The following is a 15,844-nucleotide window of genomic DNA, read 5'->3' as shown; positions in this document are numbered from 1 at the left end:
TGCCTAATGTCTAACATCCAGTTACTAACATCTTTAAAAAAGTGTTTTAGGGCTCATTTCGGAAAAACGGATCAGAAACAGGATTTCCTGCTTCTGGCACGGAGGGAAGCCTCCGGTAAGTGTTCCTTAAAAAATATAGAACCGCCGCACTAATCAACAGCGAGGCCAGCGAGATAGGCCAGGTGGTAGCATCGGTTGATTCCACGTCTATCTCAATGGCACCTTGTTGCTGCAAATAGAGCATAAGCACTGTAAATCCATTGTTCATAAAGTGCCCCAGAATGGGTACCCAAATGTTACCTGACCAAAAATAGAGATAGCCTAAAACCACACCCAATGCCATACGCGGGAAGAAACCGTAGAATTGCATGTGAATGGCACCAAACAAAAATCCGGCTACCCATATACCTACATGGTGGTTCTTGCTCCACCGGATTAACTCTTGCTGCAGCACCCCTCTAAAAACCAGCTCTTCGCCAATGGCAGGCAGAACCGCTATAATCAGAATCCCAAACAGCATGGCGCCCACGCTGTCAAATTGAGTAAGATATTGCGTGAGCACTTTCAGGCGCTCTTCCGTTTCTTTAGCCCCCTTCTCAAACCATTCTAAAAAATCAGGGAATTTAAAGTTGGCGTTCCATTCAATAAGCCAGGAGTTGGCAGGCATGATCAAAACAATCAGCAGACCACTCAGCAGCAGTAAACCCAGTGGCACCGACGGCCTGGGCGAAAGAAAATTTTCAGGGAATCTTGAAGTAATTTTGGTTAACACCAAAGCGCTTAAGGTAAAGCCAAACAAGTGGGTAATACCTTGGTATATCAGCAACGCGTTGCGCCCCTCCGGAAAATCCGTGGGCGTTTGCATGATTTGCGCCACCTGATCTAAGCTATAGCCAAAACCCAATTTCAATGCAACGGTAGCCGCAAACATGCCTATCAGCATCCCCATCGCCACAAAAGCAATCAACAGTAAAATAGACATAAGTGGGTGCAGACGCTGTGGCATGAAACCTTTCATATAGGCGATGTGGTTTTAATGAGGTAAATTTACGCGAAATATTTAAACACAAACACGTGGTAAAAATCGGCAATCTGGAGCTTCCGGCCTTTCCGCTGCTGCTAGCCCCAATGGAAGACGTCAGCGACCCTCCGTTTAGAGCGGTGTGCAAGGCCAACGGCGCCGACTTAATGTATACAGAATTCATTTCTTCTGAAGGACTCATCCGCGATGCCGCCAAGAGCCGCCAGAAGTTGGATATCTTTGACTATGAACGCCCCATCGGCATTCAGATATTTGGCTCTGAGATAGAGGCCATGCGCGAATCAGCGGTAATCTCAGCACAAGTGGGCCCTGATTTGATTGACATCAACTACGGCTGCCCAGTAAAAAATGTGGCCTGTAAAGGCGCTGGTGCCGCTCTTTTGAGAGATGTGCCCAAAATGGTAGCCATGACTTCGGCCATAGTAAAAGCGGTAGAGCCGTTTGGCTTGCCGGTGACCGTGAAAACCCGTTTGGGCTGGGACGATTCTACTAAAAACGTAGAGGAAGTAGCCGAGCGACTGCAGGATATTGGCATCAAAGCTTTGACGGTACACGGCCGTACCCGCGTGCAGATGTACAAAGGAGAGGCAGACTGGACGCTCATCCGAAAGATCAAAGAAAACCCGCGCATTCAGATCCCTATTTTCGGAAACGGTGATATTGACACTCCGGAGAAAGCAGTGGCTTATAAAGAAAAGTATGGTGTAGACGGCATCATGGTTGGTCGTGCCTCTATTGGCTACCCTTGGATTTTCAGGGAGATTAAGCATTACATGCAAACTGGCGAACTGCTGGCTCCGCCTACCATTCAGGAACGGATAGACATGTGCAAAATGCACTTCGACAAGAGTTTGGAGTGGAAAGGACTGCGCTTGGGCATTTTTGAGATGCGCCGCCACTACGCCAACTACTTCCGCGGCCTGCCTAACGTAAAAAGCTACCGCACCCGATTGGTCACCACCGAAGACCCTGCTGAAATCTATGCCATTCTAGATGAAATTGCCAACACTATGGAGTACGCGGAGCTGTAAGTAAGTTTCTCTGGTTTGGATTTAGTTTTCAACTATTGACATAGTCTGTTTTCGGTTTGTTTTTCTTAAAACAGGCCGAAAACAGACTTCACACTATTACATTCACTATTCAAAAGCACCTATTCACAACTTTTTTGTGTCAACAAATATTTCTCCTGCTGTAGCGGCTCCCTCTACTCCTGCTTCTACTCCACCTCTGGCGTGGTTTATTTTAGGCGGACTTTCGCTGATCTGGGGCACCTCCTTTATTCTGATCAAAAAAGGATTAACCGTCTTTTCTTCTGATGAACTGGGTGCTCTGCGCATTACCATTGCCACGCTGGCTCTGTTGCCGTTTGCTTTGAAAGGATTGAAAGCCCCAAAGCCCGGCCAATGGAAGTTTCTGCTGTTGAGCGGACTGATTGGTAATTTAATTCCTGCGTTCCTGTTTGCTTACGCTGAGACAAAATTGGCAAGTGGACTGGCCGGAGTACTGAACTCTCTCACGGCGCTTTTTACATTAATAATAGGAGCCGTATTTTTTCAGCAGCGCATTACGGCCCTAAGGGTGCTCGGTATTTTGATTGGAATTGGCGGAACGGCGGTTCTTATCTTCTCAGGAAGTGCGCAAGAAAATTCTTCTAACTCCTTCTATGGATTATATGTGGTGTTGGCTACGGTGCTGTACGGCGGAAGCCTGAACATTATCAAGCATTGCCTCTCTGGCATTAAACCACTGACCATGGCAAGCCTGGCTTTGCTGACAGTAGGGCCCGTTGCGTTTGTTTATCTCTGCACTACACCAGCTTTTGACAAGCTGGCCACAAATCCTCAGGCGTGGGAAGCGCTAGGGTATATTTCTCTGCTTTCGGTGTTTAGCACAGCCATTGGACTGGTTTTCTACAATAAGCTCATCCACATGACCAACACGCTGTTTGCCAGCACCTCTACGTATTTAATGCCAATTGTGGCTTTAATGTGGGGCGTGGCCGATGGCGAAACGATTCACCTGATGCACTATGTAGGCATGGCTGTTATTCTGGCGGGGGTGTTGCTGGTGAACCGCGCTAAGTAATATCAGGATGACTATTTCTTAGGCAGCAAAATCAATTCTTTCTGCTCCAGAAGCCATTTCACAGCCTCTGCTTCAGCCATGAATATTTTGATTTTTGACGGACCGCTAAAAATATCCAAGCGGTCTTCGCCTACGGTGTCTTTGATGTACAGGTAATGACTTGGCGACAGCAGGTAGGCAAAAGAGTTTTGGCCACCCAGCTCTAAATCAGCTTTCGGGAAGAAGTCTTCCAAAATCCACTGCTCATCTTCTGCAGATGCACCGCCTCTGCCCCTAAGATCAAACATCCAGAAGCTGGAATTTAGCTCTTTGGCAAAATCAAGCGCTTCCAGATAACCTCTCCGCAGCTGATCACCCTTTACCCCAGCTGTCCACCGCAGAAACAGAATCTGCATATCTTTCCGATAGGTCAGCTGGAGGTTTACATCTTTAACTGCTTTTTCGATCACCTGAACAGACGGTTAGCTTGTGGAGCATTATTATATAGTGATACTAAGATATAACAAAGCAGTATAGAAACCTACTTCTGCCATTTCCATTTGAAACTATTTTTTGGCGCTCTATTTTCTTTCAATAATATAAATTCACACCTAATCAATCTTCGGTTTTTGCCAGCTTACTGTTTTTGTAGCTGTAGCCAAAGTAAATAGCCAAACCTATCAACAGCCATACGGTAAACAGCAGCCAATTACTCACTCCCAGTTGCGTCATTAGGTACAAATTTGTCAGCAGTCCCAGCACCGGTAACAATGATAATCTTTTCACAAAAGAAACAACCGCCAGAACCACGCAGGAAATCAGGAAAACTAGCATAGGGATTTCATGGCGGAAAGCCTCAAAACCACCATTGCCGCCCACAGCGCTCCAGAATTCATCTACAGACTCTCTGTTGTACATAAGCACCAACACACCTCCCAAGGCCAACAGCACAGGCACCCAGTACCGGCCGTTCAGGTAAGGTACTTTAAACTTGGCAGTTGATGTGCCATGTGGATCAATAATCAATATACCACCACACACTAGCGCAAACGCGAATAATGTTCCAATACTGGTCAGGTCAATCACCAGGTCCATGTTCAGCAGCAACGCGGGTACACCCACAAAAAAACCTGTAACTAAAGTGGAGAAAGAAGGCGTTCTAAAGCGAGGATGCACCTTAGAAAAAACCGGCGGCAACAGGCCGTCGCGGGACATTACCATCCAGATACGGGGCTGGCCAATTTGGAACACCAGCAGCACCGATGCCATAGCGAAAATGGCACTTACGGCCACGGCACCGGCTAACCAATCTACGCCAACTTTAGTGAACACGTAAGCCAGAGGGTCACCCACGGCCAGCTCTGTGTAAGGCACCATACCTGTGAGCACCAGCGTGATAATCACATACAGAATAGTACATATGATAAGGGCGTAGATCATGGCGCGGGGCAAATCGCGCTGCGGGTCTTTACATTCTTCGGCAGTGGTGCTAATGGCATCAAAGCCTATATACGCAAAGAACACCGCCGAAACTCCTTTCAATACCCCACCCACTCCATTGGGCGCAAACGGGCTCCAGTTGCCTGGGTCCACATAAAAAATACCCACGGCAATCACCACCAGCACTACTGACATTTTCAGGAGCACCAATAGGTTAGAGGCATTTTTGGATTCTTTAATGCCCACGTACACCAAGGCCGTAATAACCAGGTTAATCATGAATGCCGGCAGGTCTACCACCAGCTTCCCTCCCATAAAATCAGGGGCTCCCAGCCAGGTATTGTATGCTTCCAACTGTGCCGGGTTAGCCGCAGATAGCGGTTGCCCAGCCTGCAGCAGCTCTAGTACTTCATTGTAGCCAATATAAGCGCTCTGCGTACCCATGGTAAGCCACGCCGGAATGTTCCATCCCAAGCCACTCATTAGTCCTGTAAAATAGTCACTCCAAGAGATGGCCACCACAATGTTACCCACTGTGTATTCCATAATGAGTGCCCAGCCAATAATCCAGGCGGCTAATTCCCCAAATGAGGCATAAGCATATGTGTAAGCTGAACCACTAACCGGAATAGTAGCCGCAAATTGGGCATAGCACAAGGCAGAAAACGCACAGGCAATAGCCGTAAAAACAAACAGCATAGACACCGCCGGACCGCCCTCAAAACTGGCGTTACCGATGGTACTGAAAATACCCGCCCCAATAATGGCGGCAATACCCAGAGAGGTTAAATCACGGACCGTCAAGTTGCGCTCCAGCCCCTCGTCAATGGTACCCACGTGGGTGGCCACATCGGCGGGTGGCGTATGAACTACATTGCTTAAACTCTTGCGGCGGAAAAGACTTTTTGAACTCACTTGTTAGCTTTGGTATAAAAATTCAGGGTAAAAGTTAAGGAAAATATTCTGAACCCCGTGAGAACTGCGTATATTTAGACAAACCGCCACCTTATGTTCCGCCGCCGCATCACCGTTTCTATACCCCAGCCCTGCCAGGAGAAATGGCAGGAGATGACGCCCCAAGCGCAGGGACGGCATTGCCAGAGCTGCGCTAAAACAGTGGTGGATTTCACCAGAATGACAGATGCCGAAGTAGTGCAGTGGATGTCTGTTCAAAAAGGCAGCACCTGCGGAAGATTCAGGAGAGACCAGTTGGAGAAAGAATTAAAAGCTGTTTCTCCCGCTCAAAGTAACTGGACGTGGCGGGCAGCTGCTTTGGCTTTTGCCACATGGTTAAGCACCACAGCAGCAGAAGCACAATCAACAAAGTCTAAAGAAAGTACTGCTGAAGCTGTAAAGACGACAAATACTATTTCAGAAGAAAATCCTTCATCGGGCACTCCTTTTATCATCAAGGGCACGGTAGTAGATTCTACAGATCACTCTCCTCTTATTGGAGCGTCAGTAGTTATAAAAGGAACCGCTTTGGGGACATCAACTGACGAATTAGGAAACTTCTCTTTAGAAGTCCCCGCCTCTCTACAAGCACAGGAACAGACTATTGTTATAGCCTATATTGCCTATAAAACCCAGGAGATAAAATTAAGCCAACTAACTTCAGACCAAAGCTTGGAAATTTCTCTTGCATCAGATTCCACTGCCCTTCTTGGTGAGACTGTATTGATGGGTGCTATCCACTATAGATGGTATTCTCCGGTAGGCCTCTACTATAAAACATTAAATTTTTTCCGGTTTACCGTGCCTGGCCTCTTTTCAGGAAACTAAGTTTAGCACACAAACCTTATGTTCAGCCGCCGCCTCACCGTTACAGTTCCTACTCCCTGCCATGCAGACTGGAACGCCATGACCCCAGCGGACAAAGGAAAATTCTGCCAGAGCTGCCAGAAAACGGTGATGGATTTTAGAACGATGACCGACGCAGAGGTATTAACGTGGCTGGCGAAGAACAAACACAAAGGCTGCGGCCACTTCAGGTCTGACCAGCTGAACAGGGAACTGCAACACGCAACTAGTTCTAAGAAGAAATTAGCACTCCGGACAGTAATGCTGGGGTTTGCCGCCTGGCTTGGATTGAAATCAGCGGAGGCACAAGAGGCTTCCACACCCACCCGCTCAGATATAGAGTTGTTGCCTTCCAGAACTGCCAAAGTTCTACCACTCACTCCTGCACCAGACAGCAGCACCATCAGCGGAACTATTACCGCTCCGACTGGAGACCTTTCTCGGGTTATCATCCGGCTCAATGACACCTTGGAAGTAAAACCTGATTTATTCGGAAACTTCAGCCTACCGATCTCCCAAAATGCACCCCTTAAGCTTCAGTGGCTAGTTATTTCCAGCCCCGGCTTTGTCACTCAACGGCACCGGTTGGCGGACTTACAATTACATCAACCCCTGCACCTCACTTTGACTAAAGAAACTGATCCATTTCCCTTTCTTCAGGGTACCATCGGCGGCATGGTCGTTCAATACAAATGGTACACTCCCCGCGGGATGTTCTTTAAATTTAGGAATCTCTTCTGTTAGTCGTTTCAAGGCTAGTTTTTGAAAAACAGGCCAAAAATGCAAATTGACATGCATAGAAGAGAAAGCGGCACCTTAGCTCAAAACCAAAGGTGATGCGCAGAGCTTGAGTCTCCCTTACCAAGAATTACTTATCACCTCATTCCTCACAATTTCACACTTCCTTAGCCTATCCTGCGGGAGCGGGCAACGCAGTGCCAAGGGCACGCAGGCGCTTAGCGGGAGCACGAGACGCAGGTTCAATTTAGTAGTAGCCACAGAAGCTATGGAACAGCGCACGGTGGCCAGGTGGTAAATTTAATGAAGCCCTTACTGTTTGAGCGGCAGCGAGTTTAAGGGCTTCTTGATTCTTTTGGTTACTTTTCTCATCAAGGAGAAAAGTGACAAACCCCAGCAGAAAGTGAGGCAGGCTGGAATAAGTAATAAGCAGTGGTGGGAGCAAAAGCAATTCAGGTTGTTGATGAGAACACGCAATAACAGCGGGGGGTAAAGCGGAAGTAGAGGCAAAAGTCTTCGTTAGATCCTTCGGTAGCTACGCTAGCTCTTTTCGGCTCTCGCCTCAAGAATGCTCAGGATGACCGGAAATGAGAGGAATCAGGAAAGAGTGGATCTACTCGTGTAAACATCCCCCTTGCCACCTTCAAAGGGGGAATCTGCAAAGAGCAACTGCTTTATTTCAAAACCAAGCATTTCTGCCCTGTTTTTCGAAAAACAGATTCAAAACACAAACCCACAACTCTCCCCTCAGTTAGAGAGGGGCCGGGGACTCGGCTATCTATTCAACACCACTCTAAACGTAGTACCCTTCCCAACCTCAGACCACCGCACATACAGCCTTCCTGCATGGTAATTCTCAATAATTCTGCGGGCCAAGGCTAAACCCAAACCCCAACCGCGCTTTTTAGTGGTGTAGCCGGGCATAAACACCTCTTCCTGCTTAGCTTTGGGTATGCCTTTACCGGTGTCTTGTATATCTATGGCCATGGTGTCTTTGGCCGTGCCTTTAGACAAACGTATGGTAATACTGCCCTTGCCTTCCATGGCGTCTACGGCATTTTTGCAGATATTCTCCACCACCCACTCAAACAGCGGAATATTTACTTTGGCGGTGGCATCGGGGTCAAAGTCAGTTTCAATGGTAAAGGCCACTTTGGCCGATACGCGATTACGCAGATAGCCAATGGCATTTTCCACCACCCGCAGCATAGGCTCGTCTTTGAGCACTGGCACAGACCCGATGTTGGAGAAACGCTCGGTGATGATCTCCAGCCGCCGCACATCTTTGCCCAATTCTTCTACAATGGGCTCGTTTTCAAACTTGGGGCTGGCTTTCAGGTACTCAAACCATGCCATCAAAGAAGAAAGCGGTGTACCCAACTGGTGAGCGGTTTCTTTGGCTAAACCTACCCACACGCGGTTCTGCTCGGCTTTGCGGGAGTAACTAAAGGCGTAGTAGGCAATCACAAACAGGCAGGCAATGACTGTAAGTTGCACATAGGGGTAATAGCGTAGCTGAGTCAGCAGCTCAGAATCTTTGTAGAATATATAGTTCTTAAAATCATCTTGGTAAGAAACCTCAATGGGTGGGTGCTGCGCCTTCATCTTAGCTATTTCGCGCTGCAACATGGCTTTTTTCCGCTTTTCTGAAATCTTTTCGGGGATTTCAAGGTTTTTATAGGCGAGGGCGTTTTCGTGTTCATCTGTTAAAATTACTGGCACGCTTTGGTTTGCATCAATGATTTCCTCTTGCACAAACACCAGGTTATCAGAGTCAATCTCAGCGTTGCCCATGTAGCGCAAACCCTTGGCATACAGATCTATGAGTTGCTGCTCACGCTCAGATAACTTGGCCACCAGCAAGTTGGTATAAATAACGGTTGCAGCCCCAATCACCAATGCAATGATCATGATGAGCAACTTGAGCCGCGACTTTTTAGAATAAATGGAAGTTGGAATCATGGATGTAAACAACGCAAAACCACCTACGGACTATATACTGGGCAAGATGCTTTTAAGAGCCAATATACGGATAGGCATTCCTATTCCCCTTAATTTGGAATGAGTATAAATAAGATAAACATCTAAATATTATTCCTTTTTACCAGATAGTAAAGTAATTTTGCAAGCTATTTCTACACTGCCGTATGCTTAACAATTTTAGAGCCGTCAGTCTTTCACATAGAAAAGCTCCCTTAGACATAAGAGAGCTTATTGCCTTGGATGAGGGGTCGTGCCGACAGTTTCTGCAAACGCTCAAAAATTTCATTCAGGCAACTGACATTCTTGTACTCTCTACGTGCAACCGCACGGAAGTTTATTATACCTCTGACTCTGACTTCAGCCAGGAGATAGTAAAGCTGTTGGGTATTAGTAAGGGGATGGAGAATATCTCCCAGTACCTTGACTACTTTACCATTATTAATGAGCACGCTGACGCCGTGCAACACCTGTTCAACGTGGCCATGGGCTTAGAGGCACAGGTGGTGGGCGACATGCAAATCTCAAACCAGGTAAAGCAAGCCTATCAGTGGAGTGTTGATTCTGAGGCCGCTGGCCCGTTCCTGCACCGTTTGCTGCACACCATTTTCTTCACGAACAAGCGCGTTGTACAAGAGACTTCTTTTAGAGACGGAGCCGCCTCTACCTCTTACGCTGCTCTTGAACTGGTAGAAAGCTTGGTAGCCGATATTGCCAACCCTAAGATTTTAGTAGTAGGCTTAGGTGAAATTGGTGCCGATGTGTGCCGTCACCTGCAGGATTCTGACTATACCAACGTAAAAATCTCTAACCGCACCAAAGCAAAAGCGCAGCTTTTAGCCGATGAATGCGGACTGCAGGTTTTACCGTTCGAGGATTTGGTGGAAGGCATGAAGGAAGCCGATGTGATCATTTCTTCCGTAGCCCGCGATGAGCCTTTCTTCACCCACGACATGGTGAGCCGCCTGAACGTGTTAACCTACAAGTTTTTCATAGACTTGAGCGTACCGCGTAGCGTAGAGCCGGAGGTGGAGCAAATTCCGGGCGTGCTGGTGTACAACATTGACACCATACAGAACAAAGCCTCTGAAGCCTTGGAGCGCCGCTTGGCGGCCGTACCACAGGTAAAGCAGATCATCAGCGAGTCAATTGCCGGTTTTGAGGACTGGACGAAGGAGATGAACGTGTCACCTACCATCCAGAAACTGAAAAATGCGCTGGAAACCATCCGTCAGGAGGAGATGGCCCGGTACATGAAAAAACTGAGCGCCGAGGAAGCCAAGCACATGGATGAGGTAACCAAGTCTATGATGCAGAAAATCATAAAACTGCCAGTATTGCAATTGAAAGCCGCCTGCAAACGCGGTGAGGCCGAAACATTGATAGACGTACTCACTGATTTATTCGATTTAGAGAAGCAGTCTGCCGAGGCACAACACTAGATTTTTTTTGATTCTGACATATAAAAAGCGGAATATTCCTTACAGAATATTCCGCTTTTCCGTTTTCAGCTTGTTTTCAGGAAAAGGAGCCGAAAACGGATTGCAGATCCGTAGTTTAGGGCGTATGGAATACGCCCTAAACGGCGACCCATGCTCATGATTAATTCATTGAATACGCCATTGCCTACCCGATACTTTAATGCGTTGGCGGCGGCATTTGGGCGTATGCCATACGCCCCTACAGAATGCTCTGTTCAGGGGCACCGGTTGATTTAAAAACCTTGGACGACCCTATTTGTTCCAATCCTACCTTAGCCGAGAATCTCTAAAACACGTATAAAAACTTCACCAACACCTGTACCATGCAAGAATTTGATGCCGGAAAATACCAGGAGCTGAACCTTTACTTCAAACAGAAAATAAAGGAACTGCTGGAGTCGCACCCGCAGCTAAAAAATAGAGTTGCTGAAGGCAACAGCTTAAATTTAGAGGAAATTGTAGAGTGCCTCACCCTCAATCACCAGCTTCGCTGGAAAGAGTTTCTGGAGCTGGACCAACTGAAAATGAACCAAGATCTGCAGAACCACCTGGAAGGCAAAGGAACCCCCTTGAGCAACAAAGACGGCTTTTACCGCTCCTCCAGACCAGACGGCGACAATCCAGACAAAGGCATGTGGTAAACCTTGCCCCTGAACAACATTTACCAATATTTCTGCCAATAACTAAGGGTGGCTGTTTATATTGGCTGCATGAAAAAACTGCTTCCCCCCCTTCTTTGCCTTTTTGTATCATTCTCTGGGTTGGGCCAAGTAAAATGGTCGCTTGCTACTGAGCACCAACAGGGGCTACCCCCATCGGTACAAGTCTACGTCACCACTGACTCCCTAGATGGAAAGCCGTTCAAAGCCTATTACCTGATAGCAGACCTTAAAGACCCCAAACTAGAGATAGCTGCCCGTGTGGGCAACGGAAAGCGGTATACCCCCAAAGAATATTATGAACAGGAAGCGGGAAACGTGATAGCCGTTGTCAACACCACTTTCTTTTCTTTTGCCGACAACAGCAACCTCAACTTGGTCATGAACAACGGCAAGGTGCTGGCTACGCAGGCATCGGTAAGGCAAAAGAACCCAAACGGCCCCGACACCCTCACCCTCTACCCTACTACTGGAGCTATTGGCTTCTTCCGTAACCGCACCGCTGATGTGGCTTGGGCCTATAATTTAGGTAAGAGACAGAAAACCATGGAACTGGCCTCTCCTTATGCGGCCATAGAGAACAATCAAGCAGCACCTGAACCCTCTAAACGAACGGTTAAAGGCATGAAACGCTGGAAGCCTCAGGTGGCTGTAGGCGGAGGTCCGGTACTGGTACAAAAGGGACAGGTACACATTACCGCCGAAGAAGAACAGCGCGGCGGCTCCTACTTCAGAGGTCCGCACCCACGAACTGCCATGGGGTATACACAAGACCAGAAACTTATAATTTTGATGGTGGAAGGTCGCAACAAAGGCGTGGCAGAAGGAGCAACCCTTGACCAACTGGCACAGCTCATGGTGCAATTAGGCTGCCACGAAGCATTGAATTTAGACGGCGGCGGCTCCAGTGCGCTTTATATCAAGGGCAAAGACACCATCAAGCCCTCAGACAAAAATGGTCAGCGGCCTGTACCGGCGGTGTTGGTATTCAAGTACAAAGAATAGAACAAAAAATAAAACCGTTTCTGGCCTACTTTTCAGAAAACAGGCTGGAAACGGTTCCGGGGGATACTTACTTGATGGGGGAACAGGCAAGCAGGATAGTTACAGATCTCCGCAACATTCCTCCAGACAGTCGATCACATCAATCAGCTTAGGGATAGATAGGGAATAATAGATTTTGGTGCCCACCTTGAAAGACGAGAGAACGCCCTTGTCTTTCAGCGTGATCAAATGCTGTGAGGCAATGGCCTGGGGCAGATCTAAGTAGTTATAGATCTCCGTCACAGTCATTTTATCTTCCTTACCCAGGAGATCCACGATGGCCAACCTTTTTGGGTGCGCCAACACCTTCAGCATAGACGCAGCCTTATCTATCTTCTTTGATTCCACTCTGGATAATAAACTTTTCATAAGGACACACTAAAATCATACTACAATAAGACGCGCCAACCGCGCCCTTCAAACCCGCCCGGCAATCCGTTTTGCTTACTACCTGAACATTATGTTACTTTAACGCATGGCGACTTACCATGTTATCGGTATCATGTCCGGCACTTCGTTAGACGGAGTTGACTTGGCTTATTGCAGATTTACGTATATTAATCACAATTGGATATATAAAATACTTAATACAGAAACAGTTCCATATTCAGATGTATGGATGCAGCGCCTACAGGGCCTGACAGAAGTAAGCGCTGTTGAAATTATTGCCACTGACAGGGCCTATGGCCACTTTTTAGGGGAACTCACAAAAAATTTCATTGACCGTCACCAACTGCAGGTTGATTTTGTGGCTTCTCACGGGCATACCATCTTTCACCAGCCCCAGCTGCACATTACGTTTCAGGTAGGCAGCGGGGCTTATTTGGCGGCCGCGGCCGGCGTACCCACTGTCTCAGACTTTCGCACCCTTGACATTGCCCTGGGCGGTCAAGGCGCTCCGTTGGTCCCAATTGGCGACCGGCTGCTGTTCGCTGAATACGATTTCTGCCTGAACTTGGGCGGCATTTCCAACATTTCGCAAGAAGGGCCCAATACCAGAATCGCTTTTGACATTAGCTGCTGCAACATGCTGCTGAACCCGCTGGCCGAAGAATTAGGTATGCCCTATGACAAAAACGGCGAGGCGGCGCGGTCAGGCAAATTTGACCAAAACCTGTTCGACCGGCTCAACAAGCCTTCTTATTTCTCGGCTCCGTTTCCAAAATCTATTGGAAAAGAGTGGGCAGATGCCTACAGTTTAACCACGCTCCAAGAATTTTCCGCCTCAGTACAAGACAAACTGCACACCTCCTGCCACCACATCGGTTACCAAATTGCGCAGTCAGTACGGCAGCACTCCAACATAAAAAACGGGAAGCTTTTGCTCACGGGTGGTGGGGCGTTTAATTCTTTTTTGGTGGAGCAAATAAGACACTACTTAGGCCCCGAATATGAGGTAGTAGTACCTGAGCCGGAGCTGGTAAATTTCAAAGAAGCCCTCATCTTCGCATTTCTGGGTGTGCTGCGCTGGCGGCAAGAACCTAACTGTCTCAAAAGCGTTACCGGTGCCAAGCATGATAATTGCGGCGGCGCCATTTACTGGATGTAAACTATGGCTGTTTTCGACCCGTTTTTCAAAAAGGAGGCCGAAAATAGAATTGCTACCTTTCAGAAGAGGAAGTTTCACTTAGCTTCCCCGTAAAATGCTTGCTCAAAAGACTTAGCATTGTCTCCCAGACCTGCTAGTGTCGGCGCCAAAAACAGTTGCCTCTGCTTCTCTTCCAAAATGCGTGGGAGACAAGGCAGTGCCTAGTCTCTACGGAAAAAGAGAACACCCTCAACAAACGCTAGTTCTTTATACCTTTGCCGTATAAGCCAATAAAACGTGACCAACTCTATGAAAGACCTACTCACCAAGTTTGAGAACAAGCGACCAGAAATTGTTTTTGAGTGGAAAGATTCTGAAACCGAGGCTGAAGGTTGGGTAGTAATTAATTCATTGCGGGGCGGGGCAGCCGGCGGCGGAACCCGCATGCGCGCTGGGTTAGACAAGAACGAGGTGGAATCTCTGGCCAAAACCATGGAGGTGAAGTTTACCGTCTCTGGCCCAGTCATCGGCGGAGCCAAGTCAGGCATCAACTTTGACCCTTCTGACCCCAGAAAACAGGGCGTGCTGGAACGTTGGTACCGCGTGGTGTACCCGCTGCTCAAAAACTATTACGGTACCGGCGGCGACCTCAACGTAGACGAGATTCACGAAGTAATTCCTATCACCGAGGAATACGGCCTCTGGCACCCGCAGGAAGGCATTGTGAACGGCCACTACAACGCCACCGAGCCGCAGAAAATCAACAAGCTGGGGCAGCTTCGCCAAGGTGTGAGCAAAGTGCTGGAAGATATTAACTACTCGCCTTCCTTGGCCCGCAAATACACCGTAGCCGACATGATTACCGGTTACGGCGTGGCCAAAGCGGTATGCCACTACTATGATATTTGGGGCGGTCAGCTCAAAGGCAAGCGCGCCATTATTCAAGGCTGGGGAAATGTGGGGGCGGCGGCAGCCTATTATCTGGCAGCCGAGGAAGTGAAAATTGTAGGCATCATTGACCGTGCCGGTGGCCTTATCCACACCAACGGGTTCTCATTTGACCAAATCACAGACCTGTTCCTGAACCGCCACGGCAACACCCTCACCGCTGAAAATTTGCTTTCGTTTGAGGAAGTGAACACCCAGATTTGGGGTATAGAGGCTGAGATTTTTATACCGGCCGCCGCTTCCAGATTAGTAACTACAGAACAGGTAGAGCGCATGAAAGCCAGCGGCCTGGAAGTTATTTCCTGCGGGGCCAACGTACCCTTTAAAGACCCTGAGATATTCTTCGGCCCTACCGGTGAATTTGCTGACCGGCACGTGTCTGTGATTCCGGACTTTGTGGCCAACTGTGGCATGGCCCGCGTGTTTGCCTACCTTATGGAGCAAGACGTGGAAATAACCGACGAAGCCATTTTCTCTGACATTTCCCGCACCATCCGCCAAGCCTTGGAGAAAGCTTATGAGCGCAATCCGCAGAAAACAGAGATTGCCAAGACTTCCTTTGAAATTGCGCTGAGCCAGTTGTTGTAGAGGCAGTAACTAAAAATCTTGTTCTGGGGCTGTTTTACGAAAACAAGCCCAAAACAAGTCTTTTAGATTAAGAGCTGAGAATAAACTATTATATTTTTGTTAGCTACAATATGGGTAAAAAGGCAACTTTGTTAACAGGCATAATAGCTTGGATTATCACCCCATTACTACTCTCAAGTTTATATGATATAAACCCACTAGAAATTCTAAAATCATTTTTTAGCTTGATACACTTACTTGCTTTAAGCAGTGTATTTATAATTAGCTATCAATCGAGACATAAAATTCAGAAAACATTGGTGTTAGTCGCTTTTCTAATTTATCCCTTGCTTTTGACTGCAGATTCTACACAAATATTTGGCGAAAAGACTTTCATAGTTGTTCTTATTACAGCTTGGATGTATGTGATTGGGTTTGCTGGATGGTTATATACAGAAAGAAACAGTAACTAATACAAGGCTATAATAAAAGGTAGGTTTGTAGGTGTTGGATACTTTTCAGCTATACAGATAGGGCGGCGGTTTTAAAACCG

At 47.6% G+C, this 15,844-nt stretch carries 15 protein-coding genes; 10 read left to right on the top strand and 5 right to left on the bottom strand.

The window, feature by feature from the left end; genetic code table 11:
* Positions 1–46: 46 nt before the first annotated feature.
* Positions 47–1,018: a CPBP family intramembrane glutamic endopeptidase gene (locus tag A8O23_RS16740; protein ID WP_066623679.1), complete on the bottom strand. Its 972-nt coding sequence runs from the start codon at positions 1,016–1,018 to the stop codon at positions 47–49.
* 56 nt (positions 1,019–1,074) lie between these two features.
* Here A8O23_RS16740 and dusB point away from each other — a divergent pair, with 56 nt between their 5' ends.
* Positions 1,075–2,073 (top strand): tRNA dihydrouridine synthase DusB, encoded by a 999-nt coding sequence (gene dusB, locus A8O23_RS16735; RefSeq protein WP_066623677.1) that lies wholly within the window; start codon positions 1,075–1,077, stop codon positions 2,071–2,073.
* A 136-nt stretch (positions 2,074–2,209) separates the two neighbouring features.
* Positions 2,210–3,127, top strand: a complete 918-nt coding sequence (locus A8O23_RS16730) for a DMT family transporter (protein ID WP_239693429.1) — start codon at positions 2,210–2,212, stop codon at positions 3,125–3,127.
* Between the two features lie 11 nt (positions 3,128–3,138).
* Here the strand turns inward: A8O23_RS16730 and A8O23_RS16725 are convergent, their stop codons facing one another.
* Both A8O23_RS16725 and A8O23_RS16720 read right to left on the bottom strand, forming a co-directional pair.
* On the bottom strand, positions 3,139–3,576 hold the full coding sequence (locus A8O23_RS16725) for a hypothetical protein (protein ID WP_066623674.1): 438 nt from the start codon (positions 3,574–3,576) through the stop codon (positions 3,139–3,141).
* Between the two features lie 145 nt (positions 3,577–3,721).
* A complete protein-coding gene (locus tag A8O23_RS16720; protein WP_066623660.1) occupies positions 3,722–5,461 on the bottom strand; it encodes an amino acid permease in 1,740 nt (579 codons plus the stop codon).
* Positions 5,462–5,554: 93 nt separating this feature from the next.
* On the opposite strand from A8O23_RS16720, the gene A8O23_RS16715 reads away from it, so the two are divergent.
* Positions 5,555–6,328, top strand: a complete 774-nt coding sequence (locus A8O23_RS16715) for a carboxypeptidase-like regulatory domain-containing protein (RefSeq protein ID WP_066623659.1) — start codon at positions 5,555–5,557, stop codon at positions 6,326–6,328.
* 18 nt (positions 6,329–6,346) lie between these two features.
* Positions 6,347–7,090 (top strand): carboxypeptidase-like regulatory domain-containing protein, encoded by a 744-nt coding sequence (locus A8O23_RS16710; RefSeq protein WP_066623658.1) that lies wholly within the window; start codon positions 6,347–6,349, stop codon positions 7,088–7,090.
* A gap of 768 nt (positions 7,091–7,858) precedes the next feature.
* Here the strand turns inward: A8O23_RS16710 and A8O23_RS16705 are convergent.
* Positions 7,859–9,046, bottom strand: a complete 1,188-nt coding sequence (locus A8O23_RS16705; RefSeq protein WP_066623655.1) for a sensor histidine kinase — start codon at positions 9,044–9,046, stop codon at positions 7,859–7,861.
* Between the two features lie 185 nt (positions 9,047–9,231).
* Here A8O23_RS16705 and hemA point away from each other — a divergent pair, with 185 nt between their 5' ends.
* From hemA to A8O23_RS16690, 3 genes are all read left to right on the top strand, one after another.
* A complete protein-coding gene (gene hemA / locus A8O23_RS16700) occupies positions 9,232–10,506 on the top strand; it encodes a glutamyl-tRNA reductase (RefSeq protein WP_066623654.1) in 1,275 nt (424 codons plus the stop codon).
* 362 nt (positions 10,507–10,868) lie between these two features.
* Positions 10,869–11,186, top strand: a complete 318-nt coding sequence (locus A8O23_RS16695) for a hypothetical protein (protein WP_066623653.1) — start codon at positions 10,869–10,871, stop codon at positions 11,184–11,186.
* Between the two features lie 69 nt (positions 11,187–11,255).
* Positions 11,256–12,209 (top strand): phosphodiester glycosidase family protein, encoded by a 954-nt coding sequence (locus tag A8O23_RS16690; protein WP_066623649.1) that lies wholly within the window; start codon positions 11,256–11,258, stop codon positions 12,207–12,209.
* A gap of 99 nt (positions 12,210–12,308) precedes the next feature.
* On the opposite strand, the gene A8O23_RS16685 is transcribed toward A8O23_RS16690, so the two are convergent.
* A complete protein-coding gene (locus A8O23_RS16685; RefSeq protein WP_048921996.1) occupies positions 12,309–12,617 on the bottom strand; it encodes an ArsR/SmtB family transcription factor in 309 nt (102 codons plus the stop codon).
* 106 nt (positions 12,618–12,723) lie between these two features.
* Here A8O23_RS16685 and A8O23_RS16680 point away from each other — a divergent pair, with 106 nt between their 5' ends.
* From A8O23_RS16680 to A8O23_RS16670, 3 genes are all read left to right on the top strand, one after another.
* Entirely contained in the window at positions 12,724–13,797 is a 1,074-nt protein-coding gene (locus tag A8O23_RS16680) for an anhydro-N-acetylmuramic acid kinase (RefSeq protein WP_066623646.1), read from the top strand.
* A 288-nt stretch (positions 13,798–14,085) separates the two neighbouring features.
* On the top strand, positions 14,086–15,312 hold the full coding sequence (locus A8O23_RS16675) for a Glu/Leu/Phe/Val dehydrogenase dimerization domain-containing protein (protein ID WP_066623643.1): 1,227 nt from the start codon (positions 14,086–14,088) through the stop codon (positions 15,310–15,312).
* 110 nt (positions 15,313–15,422) lie between these two features.
* Entirely contained in the window at positions 15,423–15,764 is a 342-nt protein-coding gene (locus A8O23_RS16670) for a hypothetical protein (protein WP_066623642.1), read from the top strand.
* Positions 15,765–15,844 lie beyond the last annotated feature (80 nt).

This window comes from Rufibacter roseus (assembly GCF_001647285.1).
GTDB classification, from domain to species: Bacteria; Bacteroidota; Bacteroidia; order Cytophagales; family Hymenobacteraceae; genus Nibribacter; species Nibribacter roseus.
The sequence above is the reverse complement of the archived record's forward strand: the minus strand, read 5'-3'. Positions and strand labels throughout refer to the sequence as shown.